Source organism: Enterobacter sp. SM3 (assembly GCF_009811935.2).
GTDB lineage: Bacteria > Pseudomonadota > Gammaproteobacteria > Enterobacterales > Enterobacteriaceae > Enterobacter > Enterobacter asburiae_D.
The window spans coordinates 372,026-390,824 of record NZ_CP099971.1 but is presented as its reverse complement, the minus strand read 5'-3'; the positions used below and the strand labels follow the sequence as shown (position 1 = coordinate 390,824).

Annotated in this window: 18 protein-coding genes; 6 read left to right on the top strand and 12 right to left on the bottom strand. The window is 56.5% G+C overall.

Translation table 11 applies throughout. The annotated features are described in order from the left end of the window. Window positions 1-29 precede the first annotated feature (29 nt). Together GVO84_RS01710 and actP are read left to right on the top strand one after the other, a co-directional pair. Window positions 30-344 (top strand): DUF485 domain-containing protein, encoded by a 315-nt coding sequence (locus tag GVO84_RS01710; protein WP_023310065.1) that lies wholly within the window; start codon window positions 30-32, stop codon window positions 342-344. Beyond that, window positions 341-1,990, top strand: a complete 1,650-nt coding sequence (actP, locus tag GVO84_RS01705) for a cation/acetate symporter ActP (protein WP_121426247.1) — start codon at window positions 341-343, stop codon at window positions 1,988-1,990. The genes GVO84_RS01710 and actP overlap by 4 nt, the downstream gene beginning before the upstream one ends. A gap of 32 nt (window positions 1,991-2,022) precedes the next feature. Here the strand turns inward: actP and GVO84_RS01700 are convergent, their stop codons facing one another. Further along, the gene (locus tag GVO84_RS01700) at window positions 2,023-2,712 is read right to left on the bottom strand and encodes an LrgB family protein (RefSeq protein ID WP_159515339.1); all 690 of its coding nucleotides are present in this window, start codon (window positions 2,710-2,712) and stop codon (window positions 2,023-2,025) included. Continuing rightward, window positions 2,705-3,115, bottom strand: coding sequence for a CidA/LrgA family protein (locus GVO84_RS01695; protein WP_159515338.1), 411 nt, complete (start codon window positions 3,113-3,115; stop codon window positions 2,705-2,707). Before GVO84_RS01695 ends, GVO84_RS01700 begins: the two co-directional genes overlap by 8 nt. Before the next feature lie 102 nt (window positions 3,116-3,217). On the opposite strand from GVO84_RS01695, the gene GVO84_RS01690 reads away from it, so the two are divergent. After that, window positions 3,218-4,105, top strand: coding sequence for a LysR family transcriptional regulator (locus GVO84_RS01690; protein ID WP_159515337.1), 888 nt, complete (start codon window positions 3,218-3,220; stop codon window positions 4,103-4,105). An 81-nt stretch (window positions 4,106-4,186) separates the two neighbouring features. Here the strand turns inward: GVO84_RS01690 and GVO84_RS01685 are convergent, their stop codons facing one another. The 4 genes from GVO84_RS01685 to soxR all read right to left on the bottom strand — a co-directional run bounded on the left by GVO84_RS01685 (window position 4,187) and on the right by soxR (window position 9,136). Next, entirely contained in the window at window positions 4,187-5,833 is a 1,647-nt protein-coding gene (locus GVO84_RS01685; RefSeq protein ID WP_029740207.1) for a Na+/H+ antiporter, read from the bottom strand. Window positions 5,834-5,985: 152 nt separating this feature from the next. After that, window positions 5,986-7,335, bottom strand: a complete 1,350-nt coding sequence (gene ghxP, locus GVO84_RS01680) for a guanine/hypoxanthine transporter GhxP (RefSeq protein WP_029740208.1) — start codon at window positions 7,333-7,335, stop codon at window positions 5,986-5,988. A 294-nt stretch (window positions 7,336-7,629) separates the two neighbouring features. Further along, window positions 7,630-8,301, bottom strand: coding sequence for a glutathione S-transferase family protein (locus GVO84_RS01675; protein ID WP_159515336.1), 672 nt, complete (start codon window positions 8,299-8,301; stop codon window positions 7,630-7,632). Between the two features lie 376 nt (window positions 8,302-8,677). Then, window positions 8,678-9,136: a redox-sensitive transcriptional activator SoxR gene (gene soxR, locus GVO84_RS01670; RefSeq protein WP_023331806.1), complete on the bottom strand. Its 459-nt coding sequence runs from the start codon at window positions 9,134-9,136 to the stop codon at window positions 8,678-8,680. Window positions 9,137-9,234: 98 nt separating this feature from the next. Between soxR and soxS the strand changes: the two genes are divergently transcribed. Beyond that, window positions 9,235-9,561 (top strand): superoxide response transcriptional regulator SoxS, encoded by a 327-nt coding sequence (gene soxS / locus GVO84_RS01665; RefSeq protein WP_013095071.1) that lies wholly within the window; start codon window positions 9,235-9,237, stop codon window positions 9,559-9,561. 6 nt (window positions 9,562-9,567) lie between these two features. On the opposite strand, the gene GVO84_RS01660 is transcribed toward soxS, so the two are convergent. After that, window positions 9,568-11,133: an EAL domain-containing protein gene (locus tag GVO84_RS01660; protein WP_111964200.1), complete on the bottom strand. Its 1,566-nt coding sequence runs from the start codon at window positions 11,131-11,133 to the stop codon at window positions 9,568-9,570. Window positions 11,134-11,777: 644 nt separating this feature from the next. On the opposite strand from GVO84_RS01660, the gene GVO84_RS01655 reads away from it, so the two are divergent. After that, window positions 11,778-12,059, top strand: a complete 282-nt coding sequence (locus GVO84_RS01655; protein WP_008503385.1) for a YjcB family protein — start codon at window positions 11,778-11,780, stop codon at window positions 12,057-12,059. Between the two features lie 62 nt (window positions 12,060-12,121). On the opposite strand, the gene ssb1 is transcribed toward GVO84_RS01655, so the two are convergent. Beyond that, on the bottom strand, window positions 12,122-12,652 hold the full coding sequence (gene ssb1 / locus GVO84_RS01650) for a single-stranded DNA-binding protein SSB1 (protein ID WP_023310055.1): 531 nt from the start codon (window positions 12,650-12,652) through the stop codon (window positions 12,122-12,124). 250 nt (window positions 12,653-12,902) lie between these two features. On the opposite strand from ssb1, the gene uvrA reads away from it, so the two are divergent. Next, complete coding sequence (gene uvrA, locus GVO84_RS01645; RefSeq protein WP_029740212.1) at window positions 12,903-15,725, top strand: excinuclease ABC subunit UvrA; 2,823 nt, start codon at window positions 12,903-12,905, stop codon at window positions 15,723-15,725. A gap of 3 nt (window positions 15,726-15,728) precedes the next feature. On the opposite strand, the gene GVO84_RS01640 is transcribed toward uvrA, so the two are convergent. From GVO84_RS01640 to tyrB, 4 genes are all read right to left on the bottom strand, one after another. Next, window positions 15,729-16,082: an MmcQ/YjbR family DNA-binding protein gene (locus GVO84_RS01640; RefSeq protein ID WP_148244255.1), complete on the bottom strand. Its 354-nt coding sequence runs from the start codon at window positions 16,080-16,082 to the stop codon at window positions 15,729-15,731. A 2-nt stretch (window positions 16,083-16,084) separates the two neighbouring features. Next, window positions 16,085-16,501 carry a secondary thiamine-phosphate synthase enzyme YjbQ gene (locus tag GVO84_RS01635; protein ID WP_029740213.1) on the bottom strand — a complete coding sequence of 139 codons (417 nt, stop codon included), beginning with the start codon at window positions 16,499-16,501 and terminating at the stop codon, window positions 16,085-16,087. A gap of 113 nt (window positions 16,502-16,614) precedes the next feature. After that, complete coding sequence (gene aphA, locus GVO84_RS01630; RefSeq protein ID WP_159515335.1) at window positions 16,615-17,328, bottom strand: acid phosphatase AphA; 714 nt, start codon at window positions 17,326-17,328, stop codon at window positions 16,615-16,617. Between the two features lie 259 nt (window positions 17,329-17,587). Then, complete coding sequence (gene tyrB, locus GVO84_RS01625; protein ID WP_159515334.1) at window positions 17,588-18,781, bottom strand: aromatic amino acid transaminase; 1,194 nt, start codon at window positions 18,779-18,781, stop codon at window positions 17,588-17,590. Between the last annotated feature and the right edge of the window lie 18 nt (window positions 18,782-18,799).

The window sequence follows — 18,799 nt, the reverse complement described above, 5'->3', positions numbered from 1 at the left end:
AAACCAACCTTACCTTTGGAGACTCTGTGATGAATAACGATATTTGTCAGCAGATAGAGAATAGTGCGCACTACAGGGAGCTCGTCGATAAGCGGCAACGGTTTGCCTTCATCCTTTCCATCATCATGCTGGTTATCTACGTCGGCTTTATTCTGCTGATCGCCTTTGCCCCACACTGGCTGGGCACCCCGCTGCACGAGGGGACCAGCGTGACGCGCGGCATTCCGATTGGCATTGGCGTGATTGTGATTTCATTCTTGCTGACCGGCGTCTACGTCTGGCGCGCGAACGGTGAATTCGATCGTCTTAATAAAGCAGTACTGCAAGAGGTAAAAGCATCATGAAGCGAGTTCTGACGGCGCTTGCCGCCACACTTCCCTTTGCTGCCAACGCGGCGGATGCCATTACCGGCGAGGTCCAGCGCCAGCCAACCAACTGGCAGGCGATTATCATGTTCCTGATTTTCGTGGTGCTGACGCTGTACATTACGTACTGGGCGTCGAAACGCGTGCGCTCACGTAACGATTACTACACCGCAGGCGGCAACATTACCGGCTTCCAGAACGGGCTGGCGATTGCGGGTGACTTTATGTCCGCGGCCTCGTTCCTCGGGATCTCCGCGCTGGTCTACACCTCCGGCTATGACGGCCTGATCTACTCTCTCGGTTTCCTCGTCGGCTGGCCGATCATCCTGTTCCTGATTGCCGAGCGCCTGCGTAACCTGGGCCGCTATACCTTCGCAGACGTGGCTTCGTATCGCCTGAAACAGGGGCCGATTCGCACCCTCTCCGCCTGCGGCTCGCTGGTGGTGGTGGCGCTGTATCTGATTGCGCAGATGGTGGGCGCGGGTAAATTGATCCAACTGCTGTTCGGCCTCAACTACCACATCGCGGTGGTGCTGGTTGGCGTGCTGATGGTGATGTACGTCCTGTTCGGCGGCATGCTGGCGACCACCTGGGTGCAGATCATCAAAGCCGTCCTGCTGCTGTTCGGCGCCAGCTTTATGGCCTTTATGGTGATGAAGCACGTCGGCTTCAGCTTCAATAACCTGTTCACCGAAGCGATGGCGGTCCACCCGAAAGGGGAAGCGATCATGAGCCCGGGCGGGCTGGTGAAAGACCCGATATCCGCGCTCTCGCTGGGTCTCGGCCTGATGTTCGGTACCGCAGGTCTGCCGCATATCCTGATGCGCTTCTTTACCGTGAGCGATGCGCGTGAAGCGCGCAAGAGCGTCTTCTACGCCACCGGTTTCATGGGTTACTTCTATATCCTGACCTTTATCATCGGCTTTGGCGCGATCATGCTGGTGGGGGCGAACCCGGCGTTTAAAGACGCGGCGGGCGCGCTGATTGGCGGTAACAACATGGCGGCGGTGCACCTGGCCGACGCGGTGGGCGGTAACCTGTTCCTCGGCTTTATCTCCGCCGTGGCCTTCGCCACTATTCTTGCGGTGGTTGCAGGGCTGACGCTGGCCGGCGCGTCTGCGGTGTCGCATGACCTCTACGCCAACGTCATCCGCAAAGGCGCGAGCGAGCGCGATGAGCTGAAGGTCTCGAAAATCACCGTGCTGGTGCTGGGCGTTGTAGCGATTCTGTTAGGCATTCTGTTCGAGAAGCAGAACATCGCCTTTATGGTGGGGCTGGCCTTCTCGATTGCGGCAAGCTGTAACTTCCCGATCATCCTGCTCTCCATGTACTGGTCGAAACTGACCACCCGTGGCGCAATGATTGGCGGCTGGCTGGGGCTGCTGACGGCGGTGATCCTGATGATTCTGGGCCCAACCATCTGGGTGCAGATCCTCGGTCACGCAAGCGCCATCTTCCCGTATGAATACCCGGCGCTGTTCTCTATCGCCGTGGCGTTTATCGGCATCTGGTTCTTCTCCGCTACCGACAATTCGCCGGAGGGTAACCTGGAGCGTGAGAAATTCCGCGCCCAGTTTATCCGCTCACAAACCGGTCTCGGCGTTGAGCAGGGCCGCGCGCACTAAGCCTTTCTCCCCGGTCAATCTGGCCGGGGAGCTTAGAACATCACCCACGCCACCAGCGGCGCAATCAGCACCATTACCACGCCCGAAAGCATCATCACCAGGCTCGCGACAACGCCCTCCTGCTGCCCCAGCTCATACGAACGTGCCGTGCCCGCCCCGTGCGACGCCGCGCCAAACCCTGCCCCTTTTGCCATCCCTTCACGGATCGACAAGCGCAGGAATAGCATATCGCCGACCGCCATACCGAACACACCCGTCACGACAACAAACAGCGCCACCAGATCCGGCTGCCCGCCGAGCGGTTTAGCCGCCGCCAGCGCAAACGGCGTGGTCACCGAACGCACGGCCAGGCTGCGCTGAATTTCATCGGACAGGGTAAACAGCCGCGCCAGCCAGACGGAGCTGCACACCGCCACCACCGTGGCGGTGACAACGCCCGCGCTGAGCGACATCCAGTGGCGTTTGATAATCGCCAGGTTGTCATAAACGGGGACGGCAAACGCGATGGTCGCCGGGCCGAGCAGCCACAGCAGCCAGTGGGATTCACCAATGTAGTTTTGCCAGGAGATATGGCCGAAGACCAGCATCATCACCAGCAGGATCGGCGTGAAGACCAGCGGCATCAGCGGCAGGGCATGGAAACGGCGATACAGCCGCTTGTTGGTAAAGTAGATAATTAGCGTGGCAATCAGGCACAAGACGCTGATCTGAAAGTTAGTCATGCTTCTGCCTGCTGATTTCAAAGCGATACACTTTATCCACCACCCAGGCGGTCGCCCCCAGCACCATCATCGTACTCAGCGCGATAACGGCAAAGATTCGCCAGCCGTCGACCATCAGCAGCTGCGCGTAGTTCACCACCGCCACCACGGCAGGCACAAAAAACAGCAGCATCTCCGCCAGCAGCCAGCGAGCGCCTGCACGCACCCAGTTCAGGGGGATCACGCGACACAGAATAAGCGTCAGCATCAGCAGCATCCCCACCAGGTTGGCAGGCAGCGGCAGATGCAGCCAGCCGACAAGATATTCCGCGAAAACAAACAGTCCCGCGTAGAGCAGTACCTGAACCGGGACCTGGAGTCGTTGCACAACGGCAGGCGTAACACGGCTTAACGCCACGGCCATGGAGGGTTTCCTCAAAAATGAGACGAGGCGCCAGTATAGAGACCGCACGGAGTGGACTGAAATGAATTAAAATCATCGAAGGTATAGTTTCGAGGAATAATCATGGACATAAGAACGCTGCGCTATTTTGTCGAAGTGGTTCGTCAGCAAAGTTTTACCCGCGCAGCGGAGAAGTTGTTTGTGACCCAGCCGACTATCAGCAAGATGCTGAAAAACCTCGAAGACGAGCTGAACTGTACCCTGCTGATCCGCGACGGGCGCAAGCTGCTGCTGACCGACACCGGACGCGTGGTGTTCGAGCGCGGGCTGGCGATTCTGGCGGAGTTCCGCCAGCTGGAAGCGGAGCTGGACGATATTAATCATCTGACGAAAGGGGTCCTTCGCCTCGGCATTCCGCCAATGGTGGGGATGATGATGGCCGGGCCGATTAGCCTGTTTCGCCAGCGTTATCCCGGCATTGAGCTGAAGATTTCGGAGTTTGGTGGGTTAACCGTCCAGCAGGCCGTCACCAACGGCGAGCTCGACGTGGCAATGACCGCCCTTCCCGTTGAGGAGGAGAGTGGTCTGGCGACACTTCCGCTCTTTAGCCACCCGCTGTGCGTGCTGGTCCCCCGCTCCGGCGACTGGCTGAAGCGAGACTCGGTGAAGCCTGAACTGCTCGGCGAGCACCCTCTGCTGATCTACAACGAAGACTTTGCCCTCAGCCGCCAGCTGATGACGCTGTTTAGCCACCATAACGTCAAGCCGCGCATTGCGGTGCGCAGCGGTCAGTGGGATTTTCTGGCGGCGATGGTGCAGGCAGGCGTGGGAATTGCCATTCTGCCGCAGCCGATTTGCGAGCGTCTGGATAAAAACACGCTGCGCTGGATCCCGCTGGAGAGCGACCTGCACTGGCAGCTGGGGATGATCTGGCGTGAAGGGGTGTATTTATCGCAGAGCGCACAGGCTTGGCTGCAGTGTTGTGAGGGGTTTTGGGTGCGGTCTGAATAGTGCCGGGTGGCGGCTTCGCCTTACCCGGCCTACGGTTCGAAGGTAGGCCCGGTAAGCGCAGCGCCACCGGGCAAAACAGCACTACTGATTCTCTATCAACAGCGCTTCCAGCAGGTCCAGATCGTGCAGCAGCTTTTGCAGCGTTTCGTTGCTGATCTGCCGCGTGGCGCGCAGGTGATACAGCTCGGCGCGCTCGGAGCGCAGCGCCGCCAGGCGGAACCGGCGCTCCAGGTTCTCCTCCTGCAGCGAGCTTTCCACATCGTTACGCCCGTCCGCTCGGCGGCGCAGGTTACCAATCACGCGGGAACTGACTTCCGTCAGCAGCTGATTGTCGATGTTCTCTTCCGCATCCGCGGCCAGACGCTCTTCCATTTTCTGAATCGCGACAATTGCCACTTCGGCAGTCGCCGCCCGGGCAATACGTTCTTCTTTATGCTGCTGGGTCGAATCACCGGCATCAATATGCTGGAGTAAAATCGGCAGCATAATCACGCCGACAAACAGGGAGAACAGAATCACGCCCGCCGCCAGGAAGACCAGCTCGTAGCGCGCCGGGAAAACGTCTCCCGTAGGCAACAGCAGCGGAATGGAGAGCACACCGGCCAAAGTGATCGCCCCGCGTACGCCCGCAAAAGAGGCGATCAGCAGCTCACGCGTTGTCCACGAGCCGAACTCCATCGGCTTTTTCTTCAGGAAGCGCACGCTGAATCTCTTCATCGTCCACAGCCAGCCGAAACGCACCAGCATCAGCGCCAGGTAGATCAGCACGATGTCGGTAAACAGCATCCAGACCTCAACGTTCGGGTCGGCTTCGGCCGCCACCAGCGAGGATTCCATAATGCCCGGCAGCTGCAGGCCCAACAGCAGGAACACCATGCCGTTAAAGACAAATTCCAGCATGGCCCAGGTGCTGTTGGCACGCAGGCGCATGGCCAGCGGCGCGCGGCGCATTACGCCGGAGCGGGTGATGGTCATCCCTGCCGCCACCGCTGCCAGAATGCCCGACACGCCGATATGCTCGGCAATCAGATAAGAGGCGAACGGCAGCAGGAACAGCAGTACGATCTGCGTAGCGGGTTCATCGCCGCCCCAGCGGCTGAGGAAGCGCAATGAGCGGCCGTACAGCCAGCTCACCACGAAGCCTGCGAGAATACCGCCAATCGCTACCTTGAAGAATTCCAGCGTTGCACCGCCGACGGTAAAGACCATCGTGCCCATCGCAACGGCCACGGCAAACTTCAGGGCGACCAGGCCGGAGGCGTCGTTCATCAGCGCCTCACCCTGTAAAATCCCCATGATTTTCTTCGGAATACGGCCTTCACCCACAATGCCGGACAGCGCCACGGCATCGGTTGGCGACAGTACGGCGGCCAGCGCAAAAGCCGGTATTAATGGAATGCCCGGCACCGCCCAGTAGATCAGAAAACCAATCCCGACGACGGTGACCACCACCAGCGCCAGCGCCAGGCCGAAGATCTCGCGCCCGTGCTCAAGGAATTCGCGCGTGGGCGTTTTCCAGCCATCGGCAAACAGCAGTGGCGGGATAAACAGTACGAGGAACAGTTCGGGGTCAAATTCCACGTGCAGGCCAAACGTCGGCCACGCCAGCAGCGCGCCGATGGCAATTTGCATTAATGGCAGGGGGACCTGAAAGGGCAGTACGCGTGTAACTACCCCGGATAGCGAGACCACAAGGGTCATGATGAGTATTGTGAAGAAGATTTCCATGCGTTCCCTGTTTGCTGTGTTGCTTAAAAGCCAAACCTAAGGCGTCGTGCCTTTTATTCTATCTTCTCCAGAGTAACGCAAAAGGCAACGGGATGAGTCCTGAAAATAAAAACGGGCGGCCTCAGCCACCCGTTTTCGCATCAAAGGACAACTTAGATTGCCCAGCCGCCCGCGTAGAACGCCACCAGCGCAACGGCGATAACCACGGTGCCAACGTTCAGCTTGCGCCATTCACCGGAAACCAGACGACCAATCACCAGCGACGCGAAACCGATCATAATGCCGGTCACGATGTTACAAGTCAGCACGATGAAGACCGCGGTAATCAGGCCGGACATCGCGTCCACGAAGTCTGCAAAGTCGATTTTCGCCACGTTGCTCAGCATCAGCAGGCCAACGTACATCAGCGCCGGTGCGGTCGCATACGCTGGAACCAGATAGGAGAGCGGAGAGAGGAACAGGATCAGCATGAACAGCACGCCGACGGTGATCGCCGTCAGGCCGGTTTTACCGCCTGCCGCCGTACCCGCTGCGGATTCGATGTACACCGCCGCAGGCGCCGCGCCCACCAGGCCAGAGAAGACGCTGCTCAGGGAGTCAGTGGTCAGCGCTTTGCCGCCATCAATAATCTGACCGTCTTTATCCAGCAGGTTCGCCTGACCGGCCACCGCACGAATGGTACCGGTCGCGTCAAACACGGCGGTCATCACCAGCGCCAGCACGCTTGGCAGGATCACCGGGTTCAGCGCGCCAACGATATCCAGGCTGCCAATCAGGGAGTTGCCTTTATCATCGCTCAGCGACGGCATGGCGAAGATACCGGAGAAGTGTACGGTTGGATCGAAAATCAGGCCGACAATAGAAACGCCGATAATGGTCAGCAGAATGCCGCCCGGGACTTTCAGTTTTTCCAGACCGATAATCACCGCCAGGCCGATCAGCGACATGATCACCGGGAAGCTGGCGAAATGGCCCAGCGCCACCGGCAGACCGTCCAGCGGGTTCTTGATGACCAGACCAACGCCGTTGGCGGCGATCAGCAGCAGGAACAGGCCGATACCGATACCGGTACCGTGCGCCACGCCCTGCGGCAGGTTGCGCAAAATCCAGCTACGGATGCCGGTTGCGGAAATCACGGTAAACAGCACGCCCATCAGGAACACGGCACCCAGTGCAACCGGTACGCTGATGTGCTGACCCAGCACCAGGCTAAACGCGGTAAACGCGGTCAGAGAGATGGCGCAACCAATCGCCAGCGGCAGGTTCGCCCACAGGCCCATCACGATGGAGCCCACACCGGCCACGAGGCAGGTCGCCACAAAGACGGCCGCTGGCGGGAAGCCTGCTTTGCCCAGCATGCCCGGCACAACGATGACGGAATAAACCATCGCCAGAAACGTTGTCAAACCGGCAACAATCTCCTGGCGCACGGTGCTGCCGCGAGCCGAAATTTTAAACATGGCGTCAAGTGAACCGCCAGTACGCGCAGATGGCGTAGACATAGAAAACATCCCCTGAGAGTTTTTTAGGAAGTCCGTAAGCGAGGTGGAGACGCCACTGCCAGCTGAACGTCAAATCCTTGTGTTGCGTTTGTGACGAAAGGGCGTCACAAAAAAAGCAAACGTTTAGCTCCGCGCTTACAAACGGGTGGTCAAATTAAGGCAAACGATTATCTAGCGTAATCCCCGCCCTTTTCAACTGAACTTTCTCGTTTTTCGCTAAAATTCACTTATGACGCTGAAGAAATAAACAGAGGATGCGCAAACGTTATCGTCTATGCGCAATTTGTTTACATTTCAATCCTCGCCGGGGATAGATAACGGCCCCCCTTGCTCCAGGGTTCTTTGCCAGCCAGGGCTGCTCTCAACTTTTGTCTTCCATGCCTGAATATGCGGCAGATTAGCGATACCTCCGCGCGCCAGCAGGGCAAAGATCGGAAAGCTCATCTGAATATCGGCCATGCTGAGCGTATCCCCGGCAAACCAGCTGTTTTCGGCAAGATGTGACTCAATAAAGCGCGCATGGGTTTCAAGCTGACGGTTGAGATAGGCTTTCTGCACCCCCTGCCCCAGCGCTTTGCCCAGGGTTCTGATACCAAACGGCACCGGCGGCTTGCCGAGACTGTTGAAGACCAGCTTCATTAACAGCAGCGGCATCAGCGATCCTTCGGCGTAATGCAGCCAGAAGCGGTATTGCACCTTATGCGCCGGATCTAAAGGCTTTAGGCGTGACTCGGGATCGTACGTTTCCTGGAGATACTCCAGAATGGCGCCCGACTCCGCAAGGATCAGTCCGTTATCTTCGATGACCGGTGATTTGCCCAACGGATGCACCTTTTTGAGAGCCTCCGGTGCCAGCATGTTCTTTTCGCGCTGGTAGTGAACGATCTCATAAGGCAGGTCGAGTTCTTCCAGCGCCCAAATCACGCGGTGCGAGCGCGACTGGTTAAGGTGGTGTACCGTGAGCATGGTTTTCTCCTGTTATTCATACTTTTTAACTATAGAAAATTGAACAACACCGCGAAAAAAATTCGTCGAAAAAACGGTCAGCAAGGCTGGCGAAAAAACGGGTCTTGCATAGAATTAAAGTGTCAGCACAATCCGGAACCTCACCAACCAGCTCGACACGAGGGGTACTGACGTCGGGGGAAACCCTCCCGTGAACCAGCGGGATAGAGTGAAAGACAAAGACCGGGAAAAACTAAAGCGCCCTTATGTGGCGCTTTAGTTCTTTATGTATGCGGGGATTTTGCCGGGTGGCGGCTGCGCCTTACCCGGCCTACATTTTACGGTCTGGTAGGCCGGGTAAGCGAAGCGCCACCCGGCGAATGGGCTACACGCACGCTCAATCCTCTTCCAGCAGCCGCGCCCCCGTCCCCTGCTCGCCCAGCCGGTCACCGGGGTTACGCAACGGACAATCGCTACGCGACAGGCAGCCGCAGCCGATACAGCCATCCAGCTCGTCGCGCAGGGCGACCAGCGTATGAATACGCCTGTCCAGCTCCTCACGCCACTGTGATGACAGCTCTTTCCACTCTTTCGGGCTAAGCGTGTGACCTTCCGGCAGCACGCCAAACGCCTCGCCGATCGTGGCCAGGGGAATTCCGATTCGTTGCGCAATTTTGATAATCGCCACGTAGCGGAGCACGTCGCGGGTATAGCGACGCTGGTTGCCCCCGTTACGGATACTCTTGATTAACCCTTTGCTTTCATAGAAGTGGAGCGCCGATACCGCAACGCCGCTTCGCTTTGCCACTTCACCGGGGGTTAAAAGCGCTTTAATTCGCGGCAATCTCTTTTCCATAAAACCTCTTTACCTCAAGTTAACTTGAGGAATTATACTCCCCCGCAGAGAAAACGACGAATTAACCGAGATAGTTGTATCTACAGAGGGGCAACCTTATGTCGCATCAGCAGATTATTCAGACGCTTATTGAATGGATTGATGAACATATCGACCAACCGTTGAACATTGATGTGGTCGCTAAAAAGTCGGGCTATTCGAAATGGTATTTACAGAGAATGTTCCGCACGGTCATGCATCAGACGCTGGGTGAGTACATTCGCCAGCGCAGACTGCTGCTGGCGGCGCAGGCACTACGCTCAACGCAGCGGCCCATTTTTGATATTGCGATGGATCTTGGCTATGTATCGCAACAAACCTTTTCCCGCGTGTTTCGCCGCGAGTTTGACCGCACGCCGAGCGACTATCGCCACCAGTTGAATTAATTACCCTCAGTGCAATGGCTGCTGCTGCCAGGTCATAAATTCCTGGGGCGGCATCGCTTTCGCGAAGTGCCATCCCTGACAAAACTGGACGCCGCGCTTCAGCAGCCAGCTTACCTGCTCTGCCGTCTCTACCCCTTCCGCAATGGTTTTCAGCCGCAGGCTTTGCGCCATCTCGATAATATGCTCAGCGATCAGGTGGCTGGTGCTGTTGGTCGTTAAGGTATCGATAAATGATTTATCGATTTTCAGAATATCCACGTTCAGCGAGTAGAGGTTGTGCAGGTTCGAATAGCCGGTACCGAAGTCATCGATCGCGACTTCATAACCTGCCTGACGGAAAGCCTGAATCACCGGCGTGGTTTTTGGCACATCGATAAAACCGCGTTCCGTCACTTCTATTTTGATTTGCTGCGCACGGACGGCGTAGTGGCGAGCCTTGTCGGAGATCATGGCGATCAGCCGCGAGGAGTGGAAATCCGTGGCCGACAGGTTAATCGAAATATAGAGATGCGGGTGCTCGGCCAGGAAATGGCCCAGATCGTTGAACACCTCTTCAACGACATAGTCCGTAATCCGCTCGCTCATCCCCTCATTTTCCGCCAGCGGAATAAACTCCGCCGGGCTCATCACCTGCCCGTTAAAACCAGGCCAGCGTAACAACGCCTCCGCGCCCACGCACTGGTTGTTCTTGATATCAATAATCGGCTGATAGTGCACGCAAAGCTGTCGTTTGTTCAGCGCCCGGTGCAGTAAGCGCCCCGGCGAGTTGAGCTCACGATGGGTACGGGACCATACCAGCAAAATAATAATGCTGCAGATCATGCCCAGCGGCAGCGTCAACGTCGCCTGGTGATAAAGCGTTTCATAAAAGCGTTTATTCGATGTCGACACAATGGCCGCAATAGGTCTTTTAGGGGATGTTACGATCGTATAAAAGCGGTTATCTTTTTGAAATACCGATTCCTTATCCCGAATCATCGAATTTAATAAAGAAACATTGGCTTTCTGGCTGACGGAAAAGAAAGCATTGGTTACCGTGTCGTACACGCCCCACGAGAGAGAATGATCCGCAGACATGACTTCGCTGTATGAAAGCGGGTTGACGACCACCACATAATTTCCGCGCTGCATATATGTCATTTTATAGCCAGTATAAAATGGGGTATCGCGATAATAATAGATAGCGACGTCAGGTTTACGCGTGTAATTAGCAACAGGAATGGCGTAGGGGTGATCCGGTGTAAAAACGGTCGAACAAAGAAAATTCTGACCTTCAGCGTAAATTAAATCGGCGACAAACAGGCGGCCACGAACAACGTTCAGCATATATTGACGATGTCCCGGCGTGCAAAGCTCACCCTGATATTTTTCAGCCTCGTCCCGGGCCAGCTCAACCTGTTGAATAACCAGTTCTGTTTTGTCTAAAGCCAGTTCAGCAAATGTCCTTAGCTGGGCGCTTGTTTCAGACACGGCTCGTAGCTGGGCAAACCATAGCGCAAGCATCACCGGCAGCATAACTACCATGATGATCCCTACTACCCTGAGCATTTTGCGCCGCGCGCTACGATTCATTTCCCGCCCTATATCCCTGCATGTTGTACGCCTGTAGTAATGAAGGCCGGATGCTTTGTTAAACAGGTGATTACGTTGCATGAATCATGCGAAGTTAGCAACTGACTTTTCGTATTAAAAATCTTAAATTTCGTTATGACGATAATATTTTCCCGTAAGTTAAACTGTAAGTATTCGTTCCGTTTCAATTAAGGAAAATAATTATCCAGCCCGCAGGGGCAGGCGGGAAGATAACACAACAGACGATCGTTGATTAAGCCAAACGTCTGACAGCATGAAAAAAGTACAACTTCCTCATGACGTTTTATGCTATTTGCTCTGGGTTATTGTGCTCGTTGATTTATAAATAATCAGACTTCGCACAATATTTTCAGCTTCGGCTGAGAATAACGCCCCGCTTATAAAAACCGAATTTGCGGTATTCCCACCTGCCCGGTGGGCGTTTCCGGCACGCTGTGGGTCCATCCCCTCATGCGCCGAAGGCAGAACCAGCCTGCACAATCGCCTTTCCAGAGGAATAAAATCCTCTTTTTGCTCGCACAGAGGCTGGCGAATAAATCAACAAATGTGATATAGTTCACACATATTTTGTAACGAGAAACACCGTTTCATTCAGTTCGTCTGTTTTGTAGAGGATGGGTTTTATGGCAACCATTACTACCAGCATGGTTCTCCTGCGCTGGCCTTTGTTGAGTGCGGTACTGATGTTTTTAGCCAGCACGCTGAATATTCAGTTTCGTAAATCTGACTATGCGGGTCTTGCTGTAATCAGTACGCTGCTGGGGCTGGGTGCGGCCTGCTGGTTTGCAACGGGTCTGCTTGGCATCACCCTACTGGATATCGCCGCCGTCTGGGAAAATATTAAAGTGGTGATGGTTGAGGCGATGAGCCACACGCCGCCAGACTGGCCGATGGTGATTACCTGATCCCTTACGGAATAAAAAAACCCAGACCATGGTCTGGGTTTTTTGTTTTAAGCACTCGGAAATCAGAACGGAATGTCGTCGTCGAAATCCATTGGTGGTTCGTTAGACGGCGCCGGAGCAGACTGCTGCTGCGGACGAGACTGTGCGCCGCCGCTGAACTGGTTGCCGCCCTGCGGCTGCTGAGGCTGACCCCAACCGCCCTGCTGCTGGCTCTGGCCGCCACCTGCTGGTGCACCACCGCCCTGACGGCCACCCAGCATCTGCATGGTACCGCCCACGTTAACCACAACTTCAGTGGTGTACTTCTCAGCACCGGACTGATCGGTCCATTTGCGGGTACGCAGCTGGCCTTCGATATAAACCTGAGAACCTTTACGCAGATACTCACCGGCCACTTCGGCCAGTTTGCCAAACAGCACTACGCGGTGCCATTCGGTCTGCTCTTTCATCTCACCGGTCGCTTTATCACGCCAGGATTCGGAAGTAGCCAGCGTAATGTTGGCAACTGCGCCACCACTCGGCATGTAGCGTACTTCCGGGTCCTGGCCCAGATTACCGACGAGAATCACCTTGTTTACGCCTCTGCTGGCCATGTTCGTGTCTCCTGAATACGTTTCTTAATAGTGTAAACGCGCGAGTGTACCATTTCCATGCTGCACTTTGATAGTTGCGTAGCACGTTCCAGAGTTCTCTCGCAACTCAACATTGTTACACAGCCAATCAGAAAATGCATTCCAATACTGTATATTCAAACAGGTCAAATTGTGTCATAATTAGCCGTTTCTGACAGCCGTTTGTCCTTCAAACAAATCAGGCAATCCGTGTTCCAACCGGGAAAGGTGAATGGATAAGATCGAAGTTCGGGGCGCCCGCACCCACAATCTCAAGAATATCAACCTCATAATCCCTCGCGACAAACTCATTGTCGTGACCGGGCTTTCGGGGTCTGGCAAATCCTCACTGGCTTTCGACACTTTGTATGCCGAAGGACAGCGTCGTTACGTTGAATCACTCTCTGCGTACGCGCGTCAGTTCCTGTCACTGATGGAAAAACCGGATGTCGACCATATTGAAGGGTTGTCCCCTGCTATCTCTATTGAGCAGAAGTCCACCTCGCATAACCCGCGCTCAACGGTCGGTACCATTACCGAAATTCATGACTACCTGCGTCTGCTGTATGCCCGCGTGGGCGAGCCGCGCTGCCCGGACCACGACGTCCCGCTGGCGGCCCAGACCGTAAGCCAGATGGTGGATAACGTGCTGTCGCAGCCGGAAGGCAAACGCCTGATGCTGCTGGCGCCGATCATCAAAGAGCGAAAAGGCGAACACACCAAAACGCTGGAAAACCTGGCAAGCCAGGGCTATATCCGCGCCCGTATCGACGGTGAGGTGTGTGACCTGTCCGATCCGCCAAAGCTGGAGCTGCAGAAGAAGCACACCATCGAGGTGGTGATTGACCGCTTTAAGGTACGCGACGATCTCGCCACGCGTCTGGCGGAATCCTTTGAAACCGCGCTGGAACTCTCCGGCGGCACGGCCGTGGTCTCCGACATGGATGACCCAAAAGCGGAAGAGCTGCTCTTCTCCGCCAACTTTGCCTGCCCGATTTGCGGCTACAGCATGCGCGAGCTGGAACCGCGCCTGTTCTCCTTTAACAACCCGGCGGGCGCGTGCCCGACGTGTGACGGCCTGGGCGTTCAGCAGTATTTCGACCCGGACCGCGTGATCCAGAACCCGGAGCTGTCGCTGGCGGGCGGCGCCATTCGCGGCTGGGACAAGCGTAACTTCTACTACTTCCAGATGCTGAAATCGCTGGCGGAGCACTACAAGTTCGACGTCGAAGCGCCGTGGGCGAGCCTGAGCCCGAACGTGCACAAAGTGATCCTGTTCGGTTCCGGCAAAGAGAACATCGAGTTCAAGTACATGAACGATCGCGGCGATACCTCCGTGCGTCGCCACCCGTTCGAAGGGGTGCTGCACAATATGGAGCGCCGCTACAAAGAGACCGAATCCAGCGCGGTGCGCGAGGAGCTGGCGAAGTTTATCAGCAACCGCTCCTGCGCCACCTGTGAAGGCACGCGTCTGCGCCGCGAGGCGCGTCACGTGTTTGTGGAAAACACCGCGCTGCCGACCATCTCTGACATGAGCATCGGCCACGCGATGGACTTCTTCAACAACCTGAAGCTCTCCGGCCAGCGTGCAAAAATTGCCGAAAAAGTGCTGAAAGAGATCGGCGATCGCCTGAAGTTCCTGGTGAACGTCGGCCTGAACTACCTGACGCTTTCCCGCTCGGCGGAAACGCTCTCCGGCGGTGAGGCCCAGCGTATCCGTCTGGCCAGCCAGATTGGCGCGGGCTTAGTCGGCGTAATGTACGTGCTGGATGAGCCGTCCATCGGCCTGCACCAGCGCGACAACGAGCGTCTGCTCGGCACGCTTGTCCACCTTCGCAACCTCGGCAACACGGTGATCGTGGTCGAGCACGACGAAGATGCGATCCGTGCGGCTGACCACGTCATCGACATTGGCCCAGGCGCTGGCGTACACGGCGGCCAGGTGGTCGCGGAAGGCACGCTAAAGGACATCATGGCGGTACCCGAGTCGCTGACCGGCCAGTTTATGAGCGGCAAGCGCAAGATTGAAGTGCCGAAACAGCGCGTAGCGGCAGATCCGGAAAAAGTGCTGAAGCTGACCGGCGCGCGCGGCAACAACCTGAAAGACGTCACCCTGACGCTGCCGGTTGGCCTGTTTACCTGTATTACCGGCGTGTCCGGTTCCGGTAAATCGACGCTGATCAACGATACGCTGTTCCCGATTGCGCAGACGGCGCTGAACGGCGCGACGCTGGCCGAGCCTGCACCGTACCGCGACATCCAGGGGCTGGAGCATTTCGATAAAGTTATCGACATCGACCAGAGCCCGATTGGCCGTACCCCGCGCTCTAACCCGGCGACCTACACGGGCGTATTCACGCCCGTACGTGAACTGTTTGCTGGCGTGCCGGAAGCGCGCTCCCGCGGCTATACGCCAGGACGTTTCAGCTTTAACGTACGCGGCGGCCGCTGCGAAGCGTGCCAGGGCGACGGTGTGATCAAGGTTGAGATGCACTTCCTGCCGGATATCTACGTGCCGTGCGACCAGTGCAAGGGCAAGCGCTATAACCGTGAAACGCTGGAGATTAAGTACAAAGGCAAGACCATCCACGAAGTGCTGGATATGACCATCGAAGAGGCGCGCGAGTTCTTTGACGCCGTCCCTGCGCTGGCGCGTAAGCTGCAGACGCTAATGGACGTAGGCCTGACCTACATTCGTCTGGGACAGTCCGCAACCACGCTGTCCGGCGGTGAAGCGCAGCGCGTGAAGCTGGCGCGTGAGCTGTCAAAACGCGGTACCGGTCAGACGCTCTACATTCTGGACGAGCCGACCACCGGCCTGCACTTTGCCGACATCCAGCAGCTGCTCGAGGTTCTGCATCAACTGCGCGACCAGGGCAACACTATCGTGGTCATCGAACATAACCTGGACGTGATTAAAACTGCGGACTGGATTGTCGATCTCGGCCCGGAAGGCGGCAGCGGCGGCGGTGAAATTCTCGTCTCCGGTACGCCAGAGACCGTTGCAGAGTGCGAAGCCTCGCACACCGCGCGCTTCCTTAAACCGTTGCTGTAATTGTCACACGGAGAGTTGCTGTCGGGTGGTTTCCGGCAGCAGCTCAACCGCCTGCTGATAGGACGCGTCCACCAGGTAGTAAATCTGCGAGCCTGGAATCGTCCCGTCCAGATAGACGGTGCTCCAGTGCGCCTTATTGAGGTGCTTGCTCGGCCTCACGTCATCATGCTGCTGGCGTAGCAAATCCGCCAGTTCAGGGCTGGTTTTCAGCGACGCCGCCGGGCGGCCTTCCACCTCTTTCACCATCGCAAACAGCACATCACCCACCTTAATCTGCGTGGCTTTCCAGTCGCTGTGGACGCTCTGCTCCGCGCCGGGCTTGCTCATGCAGTACTGAAGTATCTCCGAAATTGTCATCTTTATTCCCCTTGTAGCGTGGCGATAATTTTACGCGAACCACCGTGAATGCGATGCTCTCCCAGCCAGATCCCCTGCCACGTTCCCAACATCAGCCGCCCGTTGTGAACCGGCAGCATCAACGATACGCCCAGCAGGGAGGATTTAATATGCGAAGGCATATCGTCCGCCCCCTCATAGTCATGCTCGTAAGGCGCGTTGTCCGGGACGCTCTTCAGAAAATGGTGCTCCATGTCGGACCGGACGGTGGGATCGCAATTTTCATTAAGCGTGAGAGAGGCGGACGTATGCTGAAGCAGCAGATGCAGCAAACCCGTTTTCACCCGCGACAGGTCGCGGAGTTGCCCGATGACTTCATCCGTCACCAGGTGAAATCCGCGTGGTTTTGCGCTTAAGGTCAGGGTCTGTTGGTACCACATGTGCTGCTCCGTGATGAAAGATGAATCTTTCTAAGTGTGCAGCAAGAAGACGAAAGGTAAAACCCGCAGCAGCGAGATTTGATTAAAAAAGAGTCAAACCCGCTGCCGGGTACTTAATACTCCGAGTTGACGATCACCTCTTCGCCAAACTTTCCGGCCATCGGCAGCGGTCGATACGTGGAGTTAGAGGCACGTAACACCCTGATCCCTCTGGCACCCACGTCATGCGCGGCGGTGATGTCGTTATCTGAATCGCCGTAGAATACTTTGATATTTTTCTTTTCCAGCCACTGGGTTTTGGTGTTTTGCCCTTCTTTGTCACCGGCAAAAATTACCGGATTCATGCTGGTCACCGGGATCTGGAAATCATCCTGCAGCGTTTTAGAGACGGTTTCCGTTTTGGTCTGGCTGCGGCCGGTCACAAAATAAATGCTGTCACCGCGCTTCACGTGCATGGCAATAAGCGCACGGGCAACCTCTTTCGGGATGCTGAATTCGTCCCAGCCGTTATTCATTTTTTCCCAGAATTCCGGGTTCTTCAGATACGCTTCGCTGTCTGGTGAATACGTTTTCTTACCGCGCCAGAAGCCGGGGCTTGAGAACAGCACGGTATCGTCAATGTCAAAACCTACGGCCATTGGCGCACTGCCCATCAGGCTGTTTTCGATTTGGGCCACGGAAACCCAGTGAATGGGCGCCTGCTCGGCGAGAATGGCGGCGGTGGTGCCGGTGTAAAGCGGCGTCGGGGCAGAAGCTCGCGCGACGACGGCGCTATTAAGCGAGAACAATAAGCAGGCGGCGCTGAGCGCCAGTGTGATCTTGCGCATATTTTCCCCTGAATATTCAGTTTGTTATCGTTTTATTTTGAGCGAATGGTCAAAAAACTATCCGACCATAACCCCAGCGGGAGGTGAAGGGAAGGAGTTTTTGCTTATGAAGCTGAATAAAAAGAAGACGATCACAAAGCGCGGAAGAGGCGTGTAGGCCCGGTAAGGCGCAGCCGCCACCGGGCAAGATTTTCTGCGGCCTGATGCCCTCACCCCAGCCCTCTCCCACAGGGAGAGGGAGAAAATAGGTAGTGAGTACTTACATCACAGCAGCTAACGCCTGCGCAACGCGATGAACGTTGCTGGCATTCAGACCCGCCACGCACATACGGCCGCTGGCGATCAGGTAGACGCCGAACTCTTCGCGCAGGCGATCGACCTGTGCCGCACTCAGTCCGGTATAGCTGAACATCCCGCGCTGCTTGAGCAGATAGTCGAAATTATGTCCCGGCACGGCCTCTTTCAGGACGTTAACCAGCTCCTGACGCATCGTCTGAATGCGCTGGCGCATCGCTTCCACTTCCGCAAGCCAGGACGCTTTCAGCTGTTCGTCACCGAGGACCGTCGCCACCACCTGCGCACCAAAGTTCGGCGGGCTGGAGTAAATGCGGCGCACCGTCGCCTTAAGCTGGCCGAGCACGCGACCTGCCGCTTCGGCGTCTTCACACACCACGGACAGGCCGCCAACGCGTTCACCGTACAGGGAGAAGATTTTAGAGAAGGAGTTGCTGACCAGCGCTGGCAGCCCGGCGCTGGCCACGGCGCGAATAGCGTAAGCATCTTCTTCCATGCCCGCGCCAAAGCCCTGGTAGGCAATGTCGAGGAACGGGATCAGGTTGCGGGCCTTCAGTACCTCAATCACCGCATCCCACTGGGCATTGGTGAGATCCGCACCGGTCGGGTTATGGCAGCATGGATGCAGCAGTACAATACTGCGCTCCGGCAGGGTGTTCAGTTTTTCCAGCAGCGCTTCAACGCGCACGCCGTTAGTTTCGCTGTCGAACCACGGATAGGTCGCCACTTTGAAGCCTGCGCCCTCGAAGATCGCAACGTGGTTTTCCCACGTCGGGTCACTCACCCACACGCCTGAATCCGGGAAGTATTTTTTCAGGAAGTCTGCACCCACTTTCAGCGCACCCGAGCCGCCCAGCGTCTGGATGGTCGCCACGCGTTTTTGCGCGAGCACCGCGTGATCGGCACCAAACAGCAGCGGCGCAATGGTGCTGCGATAGGCATTTAACCCTTCCATCGGCAGATAGAGCGACGCGCCGTGTGGAACAGCGTTCAGACGCGCTTCAGCTTCGGCAACGGCCTGCAGCTGAGGAATAAAACCCTCGTGGTTGTAATACAAACCGATGCTAAGGTTCACTTTGTTGCTGCGAGGATCTTCTTTGAAACGCTCCATTAAGGAGAGGATAGGGTCGCCGGCATAGGCGTCAACTTTCTGAAACACGCGATGGTTCTCCGGAAT

What these genes read in the sequence shown, in the direction of transcription:
- GVO84_RS01710 (WP_023310065.1), top strand. Translation starts at nt 30, where the DNA reads ATGAATAACGATATTTGTCAGCAGATAGAGAATAGTGCGCACTACAGG.
- actP (WP_121426247.1), top strand. Translation starts at nt 341, where the DNA reads ATGAAGCGAGTTCTGACGGCGCTTGCCGCCACACTTCCCTTTGCTGCC.
- GVO84_RS01700 (WP_159515339.1), bottom strand. Translation starts at nt 2,712, where the DNA reads ATGACTAACTTTCAGATCAGCGTCTTGTGCCTGATTGCCACGCTAATT.
- GVO84_RS01695 (WP_159515338.1), bottom strand. Translation starts at nt 3,115, where the DNA reads ATGGCCGTGGCGTTAAGCCGTGTTACGCCTGCCGTTGTGCAACGACTC.
- GVO84_RS01690 (WP_159515337.1), top strand. Translation starts at nt 3,218, where the DNA reads ATGGACATAAGAACGCTGCGCTATTTTGTCGAAGTGGTTCGTCAGCAA.
- GVO84_RS01685 (WP_029740207.1), bottom strand. Translation starts at nt 5,833, where the DNA reads ATGGAAATCTTCTTCACAATACTCATCATGACCCTTGTGGTCTCGCTA.
- ghxP (WP_029740208.1), bottom strand. Translation starts at nt 7,335, where the DNA reads ATGTCTACGCCATCTGCGCGTACTGGCGGTTCACTTGACGCCATGTTT.
- GVO84_RS01675 (WP_159515336.1), bottom strand. Translation starts at nt 8,301, where the DNA reads ATGCTCACGGTACACCACCTTAACCAGTCGCGCTCGCACCGCGTGATT.
- soxR (WP_023331806.1), bottom strand. Translation starts at nt 9,136, where the DNA reads ATGGAAAAGAGATTGCCGCGAATTAAAGCGCTTTTAACCCCCGGTGAA.
- soxS (WP_013095071.1), top strand. Translation starts at nt 9,235, where the DNA reads ATGTCGCATCAGCAGATTATTCAGACGCTTATTGAATGGATTGATGAA.
- GVO84_RS01660 (WP_111964200.1), bottom strand. Translation starts at nt 11,133, where the DNA reads ATGAATCGTAGCGCGCGGCGCAAAATGCTCAGGGTAGTAGGGATCATC.
- GVO84_RS01655 (WP_008503385.1), top strand. Translation starts at nt 11,778, where the DNA reads ATGGCAACCATTACTACCAGCATGGTTCTCCTGCGCTGGCCTTTGTTG.
- ssb1 (WP_023310055.1), bottom strand. Translation starts at nt 12,652, where the DNA reads ATGGCCAGCAGAGGCGTAAACAAGGTGATTCTCGTCGGTAATCTGGGC.
- uvrA (WP_029740212.1), top strand. Translation starts at nt 12,903, where the DNA reads ATGGATAAGATCGAAGTTCGGGGCGCCCGCACCCACAATCTCAAGAAT.
- GVO84_RS01640 (WP_148244255.1), bottom strand. Translation starts at nt 16,082, where the DNA reads ATGACAATTTCGGAGATACTTCAGTACTGCATGAGCAAGCCCGGCGCG.
- GVO84_RS01635 (WP_029740213.1), bottom strand. Translation starts at nt 16,501, where the DNA reads ATGTGGTACCAACAGACCCTGACCTTAAGCGCAAAACCACGCGGATTT.
- aphA (WP_159515335.1), bottom strand. Translation starts at nt 17,328, where the DNA reads ATGCGCAAGATCACACTGGCGCTCAGCGCCGCCTGCTTATTGTTCTCG.